We start from the raw sequence: 16758 nt of genomic DNA, 5'->3' as shown, positions 1-16758 counted from the left end.
CGAAGGCGGCTAGGCGCCGGGTTCGTCCCGCACGGCCTGGCCGACCAGGTAGTAGATCCACTCGACTGTGAGGCCGTGCTTGTAGGCGATCCACTGGACGTCGTATCCGGCGCCGTACTCGGCGACGATGGTGTCCACGTCCCGGTAGCCCGGCGGCGGGAAGCCGGGATGCGGCGCGGGCGCATACGCGGCCGGCGTGTGGTACCGGGGCGGCGGCGAGCCGTGGGCGGGCGGGGCGTGATGGCCCGGCGCCGGCGGGTGGGCGGCCGGCCCGACCTCACGCTCGACGACCATGTAGACCTGCGCCACGGTGAGGCCGTAGCGCGCCGCGATGTCCTCCACGGCATGTCCGTCACCGAACTCGGCGACGATGCGGTCGTCCCGGCTGTCCGTCACACAGCCACGCTAACCCGGCGCGTCAACGCAAGATCACCCGTAGTCCCGGCCGGACCACCGAGGGCCGGCCGGGTCCATCCGGATGATGCGCACGCCGTACGGTTCGAGTCGGTGCGGATCGCCGGAGAGCAGGTGCTCCCCGTCGGGGACCGCCGGCAGGTCGACCGGTGTGGAGGCGTGGTTGAGGACGAACAGCAGGCGGCTGCCGTCCGGGGCGACGCGTACCGCCGTCTCCACCTCGCCCAGATCCGGGTAGGGGCCGAGCAGGGCGTGCCGCTGGAGGACCTGGCGGATCACCCAGGTCACGCCGGCGCAGTCCAGGCCGGCGCCCACGTACCAGCCGTGGCCGGCACCGTAGTCGTTGCGGGTGATCGCCGCGGTCCCGGCGTAGAAGTCCTCCTCGTAGCGGCCGACGACCTCGGCGCCCTGCGGAAGGACCAGCTCGAACAGCAGACGGGACTGGAACGTCACGTCGCCCACCCGGATCCGGTTGACGTGGACGGGTTCGCGGGCGTCCCATTCGTCGACGCGTACCCCGAGAAGTGGGGCCAGCGGGCCCGGCACGTCGGTGAGGAAGGCGTTGTCGTTCTCGTCGACGCGCCCGGACAGGAAGGTGGTGACCACCGAGCCGCCGCGGAAGGCGACGGCCGCGAGCCGGTCCGCCAGGTCCCCCTTGATCATGTGCAGGACCGGGGCGACCACCACGTCGTAGCCGTCGAGCGGCGCGGTCACCGCGACGACGTCGAGGTCGGCGCCGAGCGACCACAGCGCCCGGTGGTAGGCGGTGACCACGTCCAGGTAGCGGACCAGCCGGGACGGCCCGTCGGAGATCTCCAGCGCCCACCACGAGTCCCAGTCGAACAGCAGCGCCACCCGGGCCGGTGTGCGCGCGCCCAGCGTGGCGTCGCCGAGCCGGGCGAGCTCACCACCCAGGGCGGCGACCTCCCGGAAGACGCGGGTGTCCGAGCGGCCGGCGTGGCCGATGACCGCGCCGTGGTATTTCTCGCTGGCGCCGCGCGCGGCCCGCATCTGGAAGAACAACACCGCGTCGGCGCCGTGCGCGACCGCCTGCCAGCTCCACAGCCGCATGACGCCGGGCCGTTTGACCGGGTTGACGTCGCGGCAGGCGGTGACGCTCGGGGTCTGCTCCATGAGCCAGAACGGCTGCCCGTCCTTGAGCCCGCGCATCAGGTCGTGGGCGAGCGCCATCCGGGCGGGTGAGCGGTCGTCCGGCGGATAGTTGTCCCACGAGGCGAAGTCCAGGTGCGGAGCCCACCGGTGGTAGTCGACCGGCCGGTACAGGCCCATGAAGTTGGTGGTGACCGGGGTGTACGGGTCGGATTCGCGGATCGCCGCCTTCTCGTCGCGGAAGCCGGCGAGCATGGCGTCCGACATGAACCGCAGATAGTCGAGGGTGATGCCCTGGAAGGCGGTGTGGTCGGGGCCGCGCCAGTGTTCGGTCAGCGCGGACGGCGGCTCGATCTGGTCCCAGCTCGTGAACGTGTGCGACCAGAAAGTGGTGTACCAGGCGTCGTTCAGCGTCGCCAGGTCGCCGTAGCGCTCGTACAGCCAGCCCCGGAATCCCTCGGCGCAGAGGTCGCAGTAGCAGGCGCCGCCGTACTCGTTGCCGACGTGCCAGGCGATGACCGCCGGGTTCCCGCCGTAGCGCCGGGCGAGGCGGCGGGCCATCTCGGTGGAGAGCCGCCGGAAGACCGGGGAACTGGGGCAGGAGTTGTGGCGCTGCCCGTACCGGTGTTTGCGGCCCTCGAAGTCGGTGCGGGTGACCTCCGGGTGCTGCCGGGCGAGCCAGGCCGGGTGTGCGCCGGTGCCGGTGGCGAGGCAGATCCGCCGGCCCTCGTCGGCGGCACGGGTGACGATCCGGTCCAGCGTGGTGAAGTCGTAGGTGTCCGGGCCGGGCTGGGTGAGCCCCCAGGTGAAGACGCCGACCGTGAGCGTGTCGATGTGGGCCTCGCCGAACAGCTTGTGGTCGGCGTCCCAGACGGGCTCGGGCCACTGCTCCGGGTGGTAGTCGCCGCCGAAACCGATCTTCAACGGGTGAACTCCTTCCGTACGACGGCGATCAGCCGCCGGCTGTTGCTCAGCAGCGCCAGCGCCAGCAGTGATCCGGCCAGAGCCACGACGGCCTCGGAACCGGCCAGCACACCACCGAGAACCACGACGACGAGACAGGCGTTGCCCAGACTCACGCCGGGCGCCCGGAAGAGGAGGTACGCCGCCAGCCGCGCCACGTCACGGGCCCGGAACGCGAACAGTGACGTGATCACGAGGGCGTTCAGCATCCACAGCGTCGTCCCCGCGCCGACCAGCGTCATCGGCACCACCCACCACCCGGGCAGTCCGGACGCGCCCAGGTTGGCCAGGTTCACGGCGAGCACCGTGATCCAGCCGAGCCAGAACCCCCAGACGAGCAGCGCCCCGCCCGCGTTCATCCGGTAGCCGCGCAGGAACGCCGCCGCCGGACGCAGGTCGGTGAGGTCGCTGCCGCGGTGGTGCAGCGCGTAGAGCGCCGCCGACAGCGCGGGCCCGGCCGGAAGCGCGCACAGGGCGACGAGCGGCAGGTTCGACACGTCCCGGTCGAGCGCCGTCGCGACCAGCCCCGGCAGGGTGGTGACCCGCAGGAGCAGCTCCACGACGAGCAGGTTGTGCACCAGGGCGGCGGTCCGCGACAGCGCCCCGGTCCCGAACCGCTCCCAGCTCCCGGCGGCGCTGGTCACGGCGCCACCTCCGCCGAGCCGACCGGGGCGTTCGCGGCCCCGCTCATGATTCGTCCCCGGAGAGCGGAAGGGTGTCGTCGCACCACGGGGGCGTCTCGTCGACGACCGGCGTCAGTTCGAGCAGGGTGACCTCGTGCCGGGTGAGAGCGATCTCGATCTCCACGCGGCCGTCGACGACCGGTACGCCGCGGTGGACGCGGGCCGGTTCGGCCGCCTCCCGCAGCAGGTCGAGTTGCCGTGCCGTGGGGGAGTGCGGCCGGCCCATCTCCCGCCACGCCGCCCACGCGTTGCCCCGCTCGTCGTCGACGCTCGACCGCAGCAGGAAGACGGACCGGCCGGACCCGGGCAGCGACAGTCGCACGTGGTGGGTGGCGGGCGAGGCGTCGGCGTCGGTGTGGTCGACCGGCGCCCAGGCCAGGACGGTGACCCGGCCGGACGGGTCGGCGGTGATCAGGTGATCGGGTCCACGCGCGACGAACTCGGGCGCCAGGCGCGCGAGGAACGCGTACAGATGGAAGACGGGTTTCTTGATCTGGCGGTGTGTCAGCAGGCCGAATCCGCCGTGGAAGAGGGCGGTGGGGACGCCCTCCTCCTCGAACGTGTCGCTGAACGTCCAGTAGGCGAACGAGTCGCACAGGTCGCCGCCACCGGCCAGGACCGGGGCCAGGTAGGCGGCGTGGAACGCGGTGTCGTGGACCGGGTTGTCCGGCCGGTACGACGAGTTGAACTCGGTGATGTGCACCGGCAGTCCCTCCAGCGGTGTTCCGGCCAGTTGCCGCCGGGGCATCGCGAACTGCTCCAGCAGCTCCGACGCCGGGGCCAGGCTCTGGCGCACGCCGAACGGCACGTGCCGGGCCGGCCCCGACGTGTACGCGTGCCGGCTCACGAAGTCGATCGGCACGTCGTGGCGCCAGACGTACTCGGCGAACGTCTCCAGCCACTTGTCCGCGCCGGGGGAGACGGCCGGACCGCCGACCTGGAGCCCGGCGTCCACCTCCTTGACGGTCTTCGCGGACACCTCGTAGAGCCGGTGGTAGGCGTCCGCGTCGGCGTCCTTCCAGAACTGTGGCAGGTTCGGTTCGTTCCACACCTCGATCGGCCAGCCGCGCACCTCGCCGAGCCCGTAGCGGCCGATCAGGTGGGTGAGTGTGGCGCGTACCAGATCGGCCCATTCGGTGTGGGACGCCGGTGGGGTGACGTTGCCGCCCCACCAGAACACCGTCTGGTCGCCGGAGGCGAGCCCGGACGGCATGAACCCGAGTTCCAGGAACGGGCGGATGCCCAGTTGGAGGTAGGTGTCCACGACCTGATCGAGGTAGGTGAAGGCGTGCCGCACCCGCCGCCGCCCGGCCCAGTCGAAGGGCCGGTGGATGCCCATCCCGTCGCTGAACAGCCCGTGCCCGCGGATGTGCCGGAATCCGATCTCGCGCTGCACGAGCGCCAGGGACTCCTGGTGGTCGCGGCGCAGCGAGAGCTCCATCCGGCCGGTGCCGACGCATTCGCGCCACGCCGAGGGGAACGGGTTCATCAGCCGTGTTCCTTCTTGTACCGTTCGTAGGCCTTGTTGACGGTGTCCATGTACCGCGCCGAGTTCTTGCCTTCGAGTTCCTTGACGTAGGCGTCCCACTCGCTGAGCGGCCGCTGCCCGAGGACGAACCGCAGGGTCTGCTGGTTGACGTGGTCCTTGAGCGCCGACGCCCACAGGGTGACCTGCTCGCGTTCGGCGTCGTTGAGCGGCGCGGGCGGGTCGACCGGCCGGATCTCGCGCTTGTTCATCTCGGCCTGGAAGATCTTCTCCTCCTCGGAGAACTGCGAGTTGAGCATCGCGGTGCTGCCGCCGTAGGCGAACACGCCGTTGGAGAACCCGTAGTCGACCTGGAGATCCTTGGGGGCGTCCGGGTTGAGGCCGCCCCATTTGACGCCGGGGTCGAGTTTGAAGCTGCCGTCGTCGACCTTGCCGGAGTAGGTCTGCCCCTCGATGCCCCATTTGCTGAACATCAGGCCGGCGTCGGAGTACCAGAGCCAGTCGATGAACTGCATCATGGCCACGAAGTTCTTGCTCTCCAGGGCCTTCTTGCTGATCATGATGCCGTTCTCGAGGCGGTTCTCGCCGGGCAGCGTGGCCCCGGCCGGCCCGGTCGGCAGGATCAGCTTGGACACCTCGGCGCCGGGGATCTTGGCGATGTCCTTGCGGAGCTCGTTCACCAGGGTCTGGGCGTTCGCGCTGATCATGAACGACTTGCCGTTGGCGAATTTCTGGCGGGCGATGTCGTCGGTCTGGGTGAAGCTCTCCGGGTCGATCAGCTTCTCGGTGACCAGCGTGTTCAGGTACTGCAGCATCTGCCGGTACTCGTCCATGGCGCCGGAGAACACGAACCTTCCGGCGGCGGCGTCCCAGTGGGTCGGCCGGTAGCCCCAGCCGGCGTGCGTGCCGTAGGCGGTGGCGATCAGGTTGAGCAGGTTGTTGGCGCCCGGTTGCGGGGGCGTGCTCCACCGGTCGGAGAGCGGGTAGACGTCCGGGTGGGCCTTGCGCATCTCCCGCAGCACGTTCGCCAGGTCGTCCCAGGTCCGCGGCTGGGACAGCCCGAGCTTCTCCATGACGTCGGTGCGCGCTCCGAGCGAGTAGTCCTGCCAGGTGTTCTCGTGCAGCCCGGGCAGCAGGTAGTACTTGCCGTCCTGCGCCTTGAACCCGTCCAGGTTGGGCTGCAGGTTCCAGCGGGCGACCTTCTCCTTGTAGTGCGGCATCAGGTCGATGTAGTCGCTGACCGGGATGATCGCCCCGCTCGCGATGAACGCCTCCTCGTCCGGGTGGTACGTCTTCGGGATGATCATCGGGGCGTCGCCGGCGCTCACCATGACGCTGCGCTTCTGGTTGTAGTCGCTGCCCGGCACGGCGGTCGATTCCAGCGTCACGTTGGTGCGCTCGGCCAGCTCGGCGAAGAACGGCCAGTCCGCCTTGTACGGGTACGCCTGGTTGCTGAGCATCATGATCGAGAAGGTGACCGGTTCGGTGGCCTTGAACTGGTCGCCCGCCCGGAACGCCTCCATGGCGCCGGCGCGCTTGCCGTCCAGTCCTTCGGTGGACTCCTCGCCGTCACCGCAGCCCGCGACGGTGGTGACGGCGGCGGCTCCGAACGCGGTGAGTAGGTGTCGTCGGGTCAGCTGAACCATGGGAGGACTCCTTGGCTATCCCTTGACGGCGCCGAGCATGACGCCGGAGACGAAGTGACGCTGGATGAACGGATAGACGAGCATGATCGGCAGCATGGTCAGGACGATGGTGACGGCCTGGATGCTGGCGGCGACCTGCAGCGCGGTCTCGCTGGTCGCGGTGATGTCCGTGCCGGAGGTGGCGCCGGCGATGAGGTTGCGCAGGTAGACGGTGACCGGGAACAGTTCCTGCCGGTCCATGTAGAGGAATCCGGCGAACCACGAGTTCCAGAACTGGACGGCGTAGAACAGCAGCATGGTGGCGAGCACCGCCTTGGACAGCGGCAGCACGATCCGCGCCAGGATGCCGTAGGTGCCGAGGCCGTCGACCGCGGCGGCCTCCTCCAGTTCGGCCGGCAGGCTCTCGAAGAACGCCTTCATCACCAGCAGGTTGAACACGTTGATCGCGTTCGGCAGCACGATCGCCCACAGGGTGTTGCGCAGCCCCAGCGAGCTGACCAGCACGTAGTTGGGGATCAGGCCGCCGTTGAAGAACATCGTGAACACCGCGACGCCGACCAGCAGGCCGCGCCCGCGCAGCCGGTGCTTGGACAGCACGTACGCGTAGCAGGTGGTCAGCACCAGGGCGATGGCGGTGGCCACCACGGTGTAGACGACGGTGTTGCGGTAGTTGATCCAGAACAGCGGATCGGACATGACGTTCTCGTACGTGGTGAGGTTGAACCCCTTCGGCCAGAGCGTCACCTGCCCGGACCGGATCTCGTGCTCGCCGCTGAACGACCGCGCCACGATGTTGACGAACGGGAACAGCGTCACGAGCACGACCCCAGCCAGCACGAACCCGTTGACCACCTGGAACACCCGGTACCCCCGGGCCGGCCTCACCACAGGCTCGTCCCGACCGTGCGGCGCGAGACGGTGTTGGCGCCGAGCACCAGCGCCAGCCCGATCAGGGACTCGAACAGGCCGATCGCGGCGGCGTAGCTGAAGCTGCCGGAGACGATGCCGACCCGGTAGAGGTAGGTGGCGATCACGTCGGCGGTCGAGTAGGTCAGCGGGTTGTAGAGCAGCAGGATCTTCTCGAAGCCGACCGCCAGGAACGTGCCGATGTTCAGGATCAGCAGCGTGATCATGGTGGGCCGGATGCCGGGCAGGGTCACGTGCCAGGTCTGCCGCCAGCGGTTCGCGCCGTCGATGCTCGCCTGCTCGTACAGGTCGTCGTCGATCGTGGTGAGGGCCGCCAGGTAGAGGATGGTGCCCCAGCCGACGGTCTGCCAGACCTCGGACGAGACGTAGATGGTCCGGAACCAGTCCGGGTCCTGGATGAACGCCACCGGGTCCTGCCCGAGCGCCCGCAGCCCCTGGTTGATCACGCCGTCGACGGCGACGGTCTGGAAGATCAGGCCGGCGACGACCACGATCGACAGGAAGTGCGGCAGGTAGGAGACGGTCTGCACGAACCCCTTGAGCCAGCGGGTGCGGACCTCGTTGAGCAGCAGCGCCAGCACGATCGGCAGCGGGAAGCAGAACAGCAGGGTCAGCCCGCCGATGACCACCGTGTTGGTGAACACCTGCCAGAACGTCGGGTCGTTCAGGAACATCTCGAAGTAGCGCAGGCCCACCCAGTACTCGCCGAGCAGGTCGCCGCCGGGCTCGTAGCGGCGGAACGCGATGACGTTCCCGATCATCGGCAGGTAGCGGAAGACCAGGAAGAACAACAGCGGGAGTACGGCCAGCGAGTACAACTGCCAGTCCCGCCGCAGCGCCTGCCCCCAGGTCCGCTTGCGGGGCCGCAGCGGGGCGGTGGGCGGTGCGGCCGCCCGGTGCGGGGTGCCGGGCACGTCGTGCCGGCGTGCGTCCGGTCCGGAAGTGATTCTCATACCGCCCCAGTCGGTAGGTTCTCCGAAAGTTTCATTGACGTTACGGCATGTATGGCGGGGAACTTAAGCCCCACTTTTCGACCATGTCAAGGGTCTTGACCTGGCAAGCATGATGAGGCTCAATGTGGACTACATCGATGCGTGGCAGGTGGCGTGCTCGCCGACGGCGACGGATGATGCCGAAAAATCCGAGAGTGAGGCGTGATGTTTCGATGACAGGGTCGGACTCCGGTCCCGCGACGATCGCCGTCATCGCGGACGAGGTCGGGGTCTCCGCGGCGACGGTTTCGAAGGTTCTCAACGGCCGCTCCGACGTGGCCGCGCGGACCCGGGCACGCGTCGAGGAGAGCCTGGAACGGCACGGCTACCGCCGGCGCAACCGCCGGCCCCCGGCCGTCACCGGCCACATCGACCTGGTGTTCCACGAGTTCGACTCGGCCTGGGCGATGGAGGTGATCCGCGGCGTCGAGCTGGTCACCGCCCCGGCCCGGGTCGAACTCGTCGTGTCGCAGCTCGGCGGGGAGCACCGGCCGCCCGCGTACTGGGCCGACGACGTGCTGGCCCGCAGCCCGCTCGGCGTCCTGCTGGTGCTGTGCAGCCTCACCGACACCCAGCGCCGCCAACTGGAACGGCAGCGGATCCCGTTCGTCGTGCTGGACACCGACAGCGCCACCGCCGCCTCGGTGCCGACGGTCGGCTCCAACAACTTCAACGGCGGCCTGCTCGCCACCCGCCACCTGCTGGAGCTCGGCCACCGCCGGATCGCGGTGATCTCCGGGCCGCAGGACGTGCTGTGCAGCCGGGCCCGGGTGGCCGGTTACCGGTCGGCGCTCGACGAGACCGGGCTGGCGGTCGATCCGGAGCTGGTCCGCTACGGGCTGTTCACCGGCGACACCGGCTTCGAGCACGGCCTCGCGCTGCTGGACCGGCCGGACCCGCCGACCGCCATCTTCGCCGGCTCCGACATGCAGGCGATGGGCGTCATCCGGGCCGCCCGCAAGCTCGGCCTCACGGTGCCGTCCGAGGTGTCCGTGGTCGGCTACGACAACGTGCCGATGGCCGCGTGGTCGGCCACCGCGCTCACCACCGTCGACCAGCACGTGACGACGATGGCCGGGACCGCCGCCCGGATGCTGCTCGACCTGGCCCGGGGCGTGCGCGTCCCGACCACCCGGATCGACCTGGTCACCGAGTTGGTCGTCCGGGAGAGCACCGCGGCCCCCCGGAACTCGTGATGGCCGCTTCCGGCCCGCCGCGAGACCGGTCCCCCGGGCCCGAACCGGAGGACTTCGACGCGTTCTGGACGGCCACCCTGGACACCGCCCGCGGACCGGTCCTGCTGGAGGTGACCCCCGGCCCGGACGACCTGCCGCTGTTCGAATGTTTCGACGTGACTTTCGCCGGGTTCGGCGGTGACCCGATCCGGGCCTGGTACACGCGCCCCGCGGGCCGTGCGGAAGCGCTGCCGGCCGTCGTCGAGTTCGTCGGGTACGGCCGCGGCCGGGGCCTGCCGTTCGAGCGGCTCACCTGGCCCGCCGCCGGATACGCCCACCTGCTGATGGACGTGCGCGGGCAGGGCGACCAGTACGGCAGCGGCGGCGACACCCCCGACCCGCGCCCGTACGCGTCCGGCGGTCCCGGCCCGGTCACCCGCGGCATCCTCGACCCGTACGACTACCACTACCGCCGTCTCATCACCGACGCGGTCCGGGCCGTCGACGCCGTCCGCGCCCTGCCCGGCGCCGACCCGGCCCGGGTCGCGGTCGCCGGCAACAGCCAGGGCGGGGGACTGGCGATCGCCGTCGCCGGCCTCGTCCCCGGCCTGGCCGCGGTGCTCACCTCCGCGCCGTTCCTCTGCCACATCCGCCGCGCCGTCGACCTCACCGACGCCGAGCCGTACGGCGCGATCGCCGCCTACCTGGCCGTGCACCGCGACGCGGCCGACACCGTGTGGCACACGCTGTCGTACTTCGACGGCGTCCACTTCGCCCGGCGGGCGGCGGCCCCGGCCCACTTCGGCATCGGCCTGCGCGACACGGTCTGCCCGCCGAGCACCGGATTCGCCGCCTACCACCGGTGGCGGCCGCCCCGCGAGATGCGCGTGTACCCGTTCAACGGTCACGAGGGCGGCGAGGCGTACCACGTACGCGACCAGGTCCGCTGGCTCCGTGACGTGGTCACCCGATAGAAGGACGGCGTTTCCTTCCGCCGCCGGCCCCGGGAAACTGTCTGAGCCCGAACCGGTGGAGGACGTGAAATGAGACCTGCGGTCGTCGAGTACGTCGCGGCGCGCACGCTGGAAGAGGTGCTGGGCGCTCTCGCCGACGGGGAGACCGCGGTCCTCGCCGGTGGGCAGAGCCTGATCCTGGAGCTGACCGCGCCTAAGGAGGCGCCCCGCCGGGTGGTCGACATCAACGAGGTCGACGGGCTGGACACGCTCACCGAGCGTGAGGACCACGTCCAGGTGGGGCCGCTGGTCCGGCACCGCGAGTTCGAGTCGGACACCGTCGGCGGGGCGCTCGGCGACCTGATGCGCACCGTGGTGCGGCACATCGGGCATCCGCCGATCCGCGCCCGCGGCACGATGCTGGGCAGTCTCGCCTGGGCGAACCCGGCGGCCGAATGGCCCGCCCTCGCCGCGGCGGTCGGCGCGGAGCTGACCCTGACCGGCCCGGACGGCTGCCGGACCGTCCCGGCCACGGAGTTCTTCACCGGGCCGTTCTCGACCGTGCGCCGTCCGGAGGAACTGCTGGTGGAGGCCCGTCTGCCGGTGTTCCCGGACGGCACCGGAACCGGATACGCCGAGGACCGCCGGGTGACGATCTATCCGCAGGCCGCCGCGATGGCCGTGGTGACCGTGACCGGGGGACTGGTCAGCCGGGCGGCGATCGGTCTGGCCAACGCCGGCCCGTGCCCGGTGCGGGCCCGCGCCGCGGAGAACGTGCTGCTCGGGGCTGAGTTGTCCGACGCGTGCATCTCCGCGGCCGCCGAGGCGGCGGCCACCGTCGACGCGGTCCGGGACCGGCGTGCCTTCCAGACCCTGACCCGCCGGGCCCTCACCCGCGCCCGCGACGCGCTGTAGCCGTCAGGGGGCTTCGAGCATCGGGGCGAGGTAACGGCGGGCCAGGGCGCGCAGTTGTTCGGTGTCGTCGAGGTCGACGACCCGGCTCGGAATGGCGAGGAAGGACGCGGAGAGACGGGTCCACATCTCGGCGACCAGGTTCACGTCGACCCGCTCGGAGATGTAACCGGCCTCCTGCTCGCGGCGCAACTGGCCGGCGACGAACTGCTGGACCGTGGACAGGGTCTCGCCGCCGTCGCTGATCATCGAGGGGACCAGCAGGTCGGGCTCGGCGCCCATCAGGCCGCCGATCAGTGGGTTGCTCCGGAACGCCTGCAGGGAGCTGACGAACCCGACGACGACCCGGTCGGCGGCGGTGCGGGCCTCGGCGATGTCGAGCAGGAACTGGTCGAAGTAGCGCCGGAACTCGCGCCGGACCACCTGCTCGACCAGCAGATCCTTGGTGGCGAACCGGCGATAGGCGGTGATCCGAGAGACGCCGGCGCGGCGGGCCACGTCCTCCATGGTGGAGCGGCGGATGCCCATCCGGCAGAACTGGTCGTAGGCCGCGTCGAGCAGCCGGGCGGTGACCTCGTCGCCTGGGTCGTCGGATTCGAAGGCCTCGGCCAGTGCACGTCCGAGCATCGACATGGACGTCCTCCCCCGATATGGCTTTACGCGTGGCGTATCAGCGTATCAACGTCCGTCACATATCGATGAACGCAAAAATTCAAGCTTGTGAACGCGCTGACCCTGTGCTCTAGTGGCTGATACACCGAAGCAGTTCGTGTTTCACCGTATCAAGGCTGGAGTGAAGCATGGAACCACTCAGCAGGCGCAACATGTTGAGAGCCGGCGGCGCGCTGGGCGCGCTGGGGGCGCTCAGCGCCGCCGCGCCGGCACAGGCACAGTCACTGTGGACCTGGTCTCCCACCGGATCCGTGGCCGGCGCGGGAGCCGGGGCGGACCCGCGATGGGTGTGGGACTCCGAGGCCGACCCGCTCGTCGCGTCCCTCATCGAGCGCGGCGACGTGCCCCAGGTCAACGCCCTCCTACGGACCTGGAAGAAGAACGGGCAGCCGCTGCCCGACGGGCTCCCGGCCGACCTGCGCGACTTCATGGAACGCGCCCGGCGGCTGCCCGCCTGGGCCGACCAGGGCAAACTCGACCTGGCCGTGAAGTTCAACGAGAAACGCGGCCTCTACCTCGGCGTCCTCTACGGCCTGGCCAGCGGGATGATGAGCACCGTCATCCCGAAGGAGGCCCTGGCCGTCTACTACTCCCAGGGCGGCGCGGACATGAAGGACCGCATCTCCAAGACCGCCAAACTGGGGTACGACATCGGCTCGGTCAACGCGTACCGGCCGGACGGCGAGATGATCGTGACGGCGGTCAAGACCCGGCTCGTGCACGCCGCCGTGCGCCACCTGCTGCCGCAGTCGCCCTACTGGACGCCGGTCGCCGAGGAGGACATCCCGATCAGCCAGGCCGACATCATGGTCACCTGGCACAGCCTGCCCACCACCGTCATGCGGAAGCTGACCGCCTGGAAGGTGCCGATCCCGGCCGCCGAGTCCGAGGCGTTCCTGCACTCGTGGCAGGTCGGCGCGCACCTGCTCGGCGTCAAGGATGAGTACATCCCCAACTCCTGGAGCCAGGCCGACTCGCAGGCCGAGCAGGTCCTCGACCCGATCCTGCGGCCCACCCCGGAGGGCATCAAGCTCGCCGACATCCTGCTGCACCTGGGTACGCCGATCGACGCGGGCATCCTCAGCGCGCCCATCCTCGGCTCGTTCACCCGGTTCATGCTCGGCGACGAGATCGCCAACTGGCTGAAGATCCCCCGCGAGCCGATCTGGGACCCGCTACTGAGGACCGCCTGGGGACCGTTCGTGGCCGTACGAGAAGGACTGCTGCCCTTCCCGCTCGCCCCGAAGGCCTACTGGCTGTTCGACGAGTTCCTGCGCAAGGCCGCGCTGCTGTTCCTCTCCGAGGCCAAGCCGATCAGCATCGAGATCCCGCTCACCAACCGTCCCACCTGACCTGTAAGAGGAGAACAGCATGGCTGAGATGAGCCGGCGCAAACTGCTGGCCGGTGGCGGGGCGCTGGGCGCGATGGGGGTCTTCGGATTCCCCACCCCGGCCTTCTCCCGCGACGTGTCACCGTGGACCTGGTCGCCGACCGCCTCGATCGCGGGCTCCGGCTCCGGCGCCGACCCGCGGCAGATCTGGGACGCCGAGGCCGACCCGGTCTCCGCGGAACTGCTGGACAGCGGCGCGGTTCCCGAGGTCAACCGGCTGCTGTGGAACTGGACCCGCAACGACCAGCCACTGCCCGCCGGACTGCCCGGCTACCTGCACGATTTCATCGAGAAGGCGCGGCAGCTCCCGTCCTGGGCGGACCGCACGAAACTGGAGACGGCGGCTCAGTTCAACAAGTCGCGCGGGCTCTACCTCAACCTGCTCAACGGTGTCGGCGGCGGCATGCTGAGCACGGCGATCCCGAAGGAGGCGTGGTCGGTCTACTACTCCAAGGGTGGGGCCGACATGGAGGACCGGGTCGCCAAGACCAGCCTTCTCGGGTTCTCGGTCGGGTCGCTCAACGCGTACCGGCCGGACGGCGACTGCATCGTCCAGGCGGTCAAGACGCGACTGGTCCACGCAGCGGTGCGGCACCTGCTGCAACAGTCGCCGCACTGGAAGTGGGGCGTCCCGATCAGCCAGGAGGACATCCTGGTCACCTGGCACACGCTTCCCACGTACGCGATGCGCAAGATGCGGGAATGGCAGGTCCCGATCAACGCCGCCGACTCCCAGGCGTACCTGCACGTCTGGCAGGTCACCGCGCACATGCTCGGGGTGCGCGACGAGTACATCCCGGCCACCTGGGCGGCCGCCAACGCCCAGTCCGACCAGGTGCTCCCGCCCAACATGGGACCCACCCGGGAGGGCGTCGAACTCACCGACATCCTGCTCGGCCAGCTCGCCGAGCAGACCAGCCCGGCCAGCATCAGCCGGCCGCTGGTCAACGCGCTGGCCCGCTACCTGGTCGGCGACCAGGTGGCCGACTGGGACCAGATCAGACGGGAGCCGATCTGGGAGCCGCTGGTGGCGCGGGCGTGGCCGCTGCTGGTCAAGTTCCGGGAGAAGCTCATCCCGCTGCCGCTGGTGCCCGAGGTCGCCTGGGTGCTGGACGAGGCGGCCCGGCAGTACATCCTCCTGTTCCTGACCAAGGCCAAGGAGACCAAGATCGAGATTCCGACGACGAACCGGCCCGAGTGATGGCGACATCCCGGCGACGGTTCCTGGGATATGTGCTGGCGGCCCCCGTACTGGTGGCCGCCGCCTCCCCCGGGGAGGCGCAGGCCGCGGAACTGCTCGATCTCAACGACATCATGACGGCCGCGGCGCTGCCCACGTCCGGCCTGATCACGGTGGAGATCAACACCGACGGTACGGTGTCGTTCGCCCTGCCCCGGGCAGAGGTGGGGCAGGGCATCACCACCTCGACGGCGATGCTCATCGCCGAGGAGCTGGCGGTGCCCGTGCACCGGGTGCGGGTCACCCTGGCCGACGCCCGGCCGGAACTGCTGTTCAACCAGCTCACCGGGGCGTCGAACACGACGATCGCCACCTACACGCCGATCCGGGTGGCCGCGGCCGTCGCCCGCAAGCGCCTGCTCGCCGCGGCGGCCGTGGAGTTCGGCTCCGACGATCTGCGGCTCGCCGACGGTGTGATCAGCACCGCCGACGGGCGGCGGATCGGCATCGGCGAACTGGCCGCCAAAGCCGCCAGCCCGCGCACCCTCGCCGTGCCGGTGGAGCTGACCGCCAAGGACGACTTCACCGTCATCGGCCGCCCGCACGGCCGCGTCGACGCCCGCGACGCGGTCACCGGGCGCAAGAAGTTCGCCATGGACCTGGCGGTGCCCGGCGCCAAACCGGCGATGGTGTGCCGGCCACCGACGATCAACGGCAAACCCGGCACGGTCGCCAACCTCGACGAGGTGCGCGCCATGCCGGGCGTCACCGACGTCGTCACCATCTCCACCGGCGTCGCGGTCCGCGCCGAGACGTTCGGCCAGTGCATCGACGCGGTCCGCGCGCTGCGGGTCTCCTGGAAACCCGGCACCGTCGAGGGCAAGTCGGACGAGTCGGTGCTGCGTGAGCTGGCCGCGGCCGAGCTGCCGCTGGGTCCACGGCCGATCACCCCGTACGTGGAGGGCCGGTTCACCTTCCACTTCCGCAGCAACAGCGCCCTGGAGCCGAACTGCGCGATCGCCGACGTCCGCAACGGCCGCGCCGAGATCTGGTCGGCCCTGAAATCCCCGATCGTCGCCAAGCAGACCATCGCGGCCCGCCTCGGCCTGCCGGTCGGCGCGGTCACCGTGCACGTCACCGAGGGCGGCGGCTCGTTCGGCCGGAAACTGTTCTTCGACGCCGCCCTGGAAGCGGCCGAGATGTCGCAGAAGATCGGCAAACCGGTGAAGCTCATGTGGCATCGGGCCGACGACTCCCGGCAGGGCCGCACCCACCCGATGGCCACCTCCCGGGTCCGCATCGCCTACGCCGGGAACCTGGTCCTCGGCTTCGAACAGCGGCACACCAGCGTCACCACCGACCTGGGACATGGGCTGGGCGAGCTGTTCACCGCGATGGCCGCCAAACTGCCGATCGGGGACAAGGCGTTCGCCCAGACGTTCTTCCAGTTCAGCCACACCTCGCCGTACGACTTCGGGCTGCACAGCCGGCTGCTCAGCGAGACCGGCAAAGGCTTCAACACCGGCAGCATGCGCAACGTCTACTCACCCGACACCACCACCGCCCGGGAACTCGTCGTCGACCAGGTCGCGGGCCGGATGGGCCGGGACCCGTACCGGTTCCGGCACGACATGCTGCGCGGCGAACGCTCCCGGGCCGTGCTGCGTACCGTGGCCGAGGCCGGCGGATGGGGGCGCAAACTGCCGGCCGGGGTCGCGCAGGGCATCGCCTTCCACGCCGAGTACAAGGCGGTCAGCGCCTGCCTCGTCGAGATCGACTGCCGGCCGGAGACGGTGAACCGGCCGATCCGCGACGGGGTGGCCGGTCCGCGGGTCACCCGGGCGACCTTCGCCGTCGACGTGGGGCTGGCCGTGAACCCGCTCGGGCTCCAGGCGCAGATGATGGGTTGTGTGATGGACGGCATCGCGCTGACCCTCACCTCCAGCCTGCACCTGCGCGACGGCTACTTCCTGGAGGCGAGCTGGGACAACTACTTCTACACCCGGCAGTGGAACACCCCGCCCGAGCTGCGGATCATCATCATGCCCAGCGACTCCGACCAGCCCGGCGGCGCCGGCGAACTGGGCGTGTCGGCGGCCATGGCGGCGGTCGCCTGCGCCTACGGCCGGGCCACCGGCACCATGCCGACCACCTTCCCGATCAACCACGGCACCCTGTCGTTCGTGCCGAAACCCACCGTCCCGCCGATTCCGGCGTCCCCGGTCGACGGTCTCGACCACGTCCGCTGAAAAGG

The 16758-nt window shown here is 70.2% G+C and carries 14 protein-coding genes; 6 read left to right on the top strand and 8 right to left on the bottom strand.

Annotated features, from left to right (window positions below):
- Nucleotides 1–9: 9 nt before the first annotated feature.
- The 7 genes from AB0I88_RS01470 to AB0I88_RS01440 are packed head-to-tail and all read right to left on the bottom strand — an operon-like array spanning nt 10 to nt 8182.
- A complete protein-coding gene (locus tag AB0I88_RS01470; RefSeq protein WP_361017091.1) occupies nt 10–396 on the bottom strand; it encodes a hypothetical protein in 387 nt (128 codons plus the stop codon).
- A 33-nt stretch (nt 397–429) separates the two neighbouring features.
- Nucleotides 430–2448 carry a beta-galactosidase gene (locus AB0I88_RS01465; protein ID WP_361017089.1) on the bottom strand — a complete coding sequence of 673 codons (2019 nt, stop codon included), beginning with the start codon at nt 2446–2448 and terminating at the stop codon, nt 430–432.
- Nucleotides 2445–3131 (bottom strand): hypothetical protein, encoded by a 687-nt coding sequence (locus AB0I88_RS01460; RefSeq protein ID WP_361017087.1) that lies wholly within the window; start codon nt 3129–3131, stop codon nt 2445–2447. The genes AB0I88_RS01465 and AB0I88_RS01460 overlap by 4 nt, the downstream gene beginning before the upstream one ends.
- Before the next feature lie 43 nt (nt 3132–3174).
- Nucleotides 3175–4659 (bottom strand): xylan 1,4-beta-xylosidase, encoded by a 1485-nt coding sequence (locus tag AB0I88_RS01455; RefSeq protein ID WP_361017085.1) that lies wholly within the window; start codon nt 4657–4659, stop codon nt 3175–3177.
- On the bottom strand, nt 4659–6302 hold the full coding sequence (locus tag AB0I88_RS01450) for an extracellular solute-binding protein (RefSeq protein ID WP_361017084.1): 1644 nt from the start codon (nt 6300–6302) through the stop codon (nt 4659–4661). Before AB0I88_RS01450 ends, AB0I88_RS01455 begins: the two co-directional genes overlap by 1 nt.
- 15 nt (nt 6303–6317) lie before the next feature.
- A complete protein-coding gene (locus tag AB0I88_RS01445; RefSeq protein WP_361017082.1) occupies nt 6318–7187 on the bottom strand; it encodes a carbohydrate ABC transporter permease in 870 nt (289 codons plus the stop codon).
- A complete protein-coding gene (locus AB0I88_RS01440) occupies nt 7184–8182 on the bottom strand; it encodes an ABC transporter permease subunit (protein WP_361017080.1) in 999 nt (332 codons plus the stop codon). Before AB0I88_RS01440 ends, AB0I88_RS01445 begins: the two co-directional genes overlap by 4 nt.
- Before the next feature lie 212 nt (nt 8183–8394).
- Here AB0I88_RS01440 and AB0I88_RS01435 point away from each other — a divergent pair, with 212 nt between their 5' ends.
- The 3 genes from AB0I88_RS01435 to AB0I88_RS01425 all read left to right on the top strand — a co-directional run bounded on the left by AB0I88_RS01435 (nt 8395) and on the right by AB0I88_RS01425 (nt 11264).
- Complete coding sequence (locus AB0I88_RS01435; RefSeq protein WP_361017078.1) at nt 8395–9417, top strand: substrate-binding domain-containing protein; 1023 nt, start codon at nt 8395–8397, stop codon at nt 9415–9417.
- On the top strand, nt 9417–10370 hold the full coding sequence (locus AB0I88_RS01430; RefSeq protein ID WP_361017076.1) for an acetylxylan esterase: 954 nt from the start codon (nt 9417–9419) through the stop codon (nt 10368–10370). Before AB0I88_RS01435 ends, AB0I88_RS01430 begins: the two co-directional genes overlap by 1 nt.
- Nucleotides 10371–10439: 69 nt before the next feature.
- Entirely contained in the window at nt 10440–11264 is an 825-nt protein-coding gene (locus AB0I88_RS01425) for an FAD binding domain-containing protein (protein ID WP_361017074.1), read from the top strand.
- Nucleotides 11265–11267: 3 nt separating this feature from the next.
- On the opposite strand, the gene AB0I88_RS01420 is transcribed toward AB0I88_RS01425, so the two are convergent.
- On the bottom strand, nt 11268–11894 hold the full coding sequence (locus tag AB0I88_RS01420; RefSeq protein ID WP_361017072.1) for a helix-turn-helix domain-containing protein: 627 nt from the start codon (nt 11892–11894) through the stop codon (nt 11268–11270).
- Nucleotides 11895–12061: 167 nt separating this feature from the next.
- On the opposite strand from AB0I88_RS01420, the gene AB0I88_RS01415 reads away from it, so the two are divergent.
- The 3 genes from AB0I88_RS01415 to AB0I88_RS01405 are packed head-to-tail and all read left to right on the top strand — an operon-like array spanning nt 12062 to nt 16753.
- Nucleotides 12062–13285, top strand: a complete 1224-nt coding sequence (locus AB0I88_RS01415; protein ID WP_361017071.1) for an oxygenase MpaB family protein — start codon at nt 12062–12064, stop codon at nt 13283–13285.
- Between the two features lie 19 nt (nt 13286–13304).
- Complete coding sequence (locus AB0I88_RS01410; RefSeq protein WP_361017069.1) at nt 13305–14525, top strand: oxygenase MpaB family protein; 1221 nt, start codon at nt 13305–13307, stop codon at nt 14523–14525.
- Nucleotides 14525–16753: a molybdopterin cofactor-binding domain-containing protein gene (locus tag AB0I88_RS01405; RefSeq protein ID WP_361017067.1), complete on the top strand. Its 2229-nt coding sequence runs from the start codon at nt 14525–14527 to the stop codon at nt 16751–16753. The genes AB0I88_RS01410 and AB0I88_RS01405 overlap by 1 nt, the downstream gene beginning before the upstream one ends.
- Nucleotides 16754–16758: the final 5 nt, after the last annotated feature.

Origin of the sequence: Actinoplanes sp. NPDC049802 (genome assembly GCF_040656595.1) — a bacterium.
Taxonomy (GTDB): Bacteria; Actinomycetota; Actinomycetes; order Mycobacteriales; family Micromonosporaceae; genus Actinoplanes.
This window is presented reverse-complemented; position numbering and strand designations above follow the sequence as displayed.

Excerpts from the sequence above, each read along its gene's own strand:
- AB0I88_RS01435 (WP_361017078.1), top strand. The coding sequence starts at position 8,395 with ATGACAGGGTCGGACTCCGGTCCCGCGACGATCGCCGTCATCGCGGAC.
- AB0I88_RS01420 (WP_361017072.1), bottom strand. The coding sequence starts at position 11,894 with ATGTCGATGCTCGGACGTGCACTGGCCGAGGCCTTCGAATCCGACGAC.
- AB0I88_RS01455 (WP_361017085.1), bottom strand. The coding sequence starts at position 4,659 with ATGAACCCGTTCCCCTCGGCGTGGCGCGAATGCGTCGGCACCGGCCGG.
- AB0I88_RS01410 (WP_361017069.1), top strand. The coding sequence starts at position 13,305 with ATGGCTGAGATGAGCCGGCGCAAACTGCTGGCCGGTGGCGGGGCGCTG.
- AB0I88_RS01405 (WP_361017067.1), top strand. The coding sequence starts at position 14,525 with ATGGCGACATCCCGGCGACGGTTCCTGGGATATGTGCTGGCGGCCCCC.
- AB0I88_RS01425 (WP_361017074.1), top strand. The coding sequence starts at position 10,440 with ATGAGACCTGCGGTCGTCGAGTACGTCGCGGCGCGCACGCTGGAAGAG.
- AB0I88_RS01450 (WP_361017084.1), bottom strand. The coding sequence starts at position 6,302 with ATGGTTCAGCTGACCCGACGACACCTACTCACCGCGTTCGGAGCCGCC.
- AB0I88_RS01430 (WP_361017076.1), top strand. The coding sequence starts at position 9,417 with ATGGCCGCTTCCGGCCCGCCGCGAGACCGGTCCCCCGGGCCCGAACCG.
- AB0I88_RS01440 (WP_361017080.1), bottom strand. The coding sequence starts at position 8,182 with ATGAGAATCACTTCCGGACCGGACGCACGCCGGCACGACGTGCCCGGC.
- AB0I88_RS01415 (WP_361017071.1), top strand. The coding sequence starts at position 12,062 with ATGGAACCACTCAGCAGGCGCAACATGTTGAGAGCCGGCGGCGCGCTG.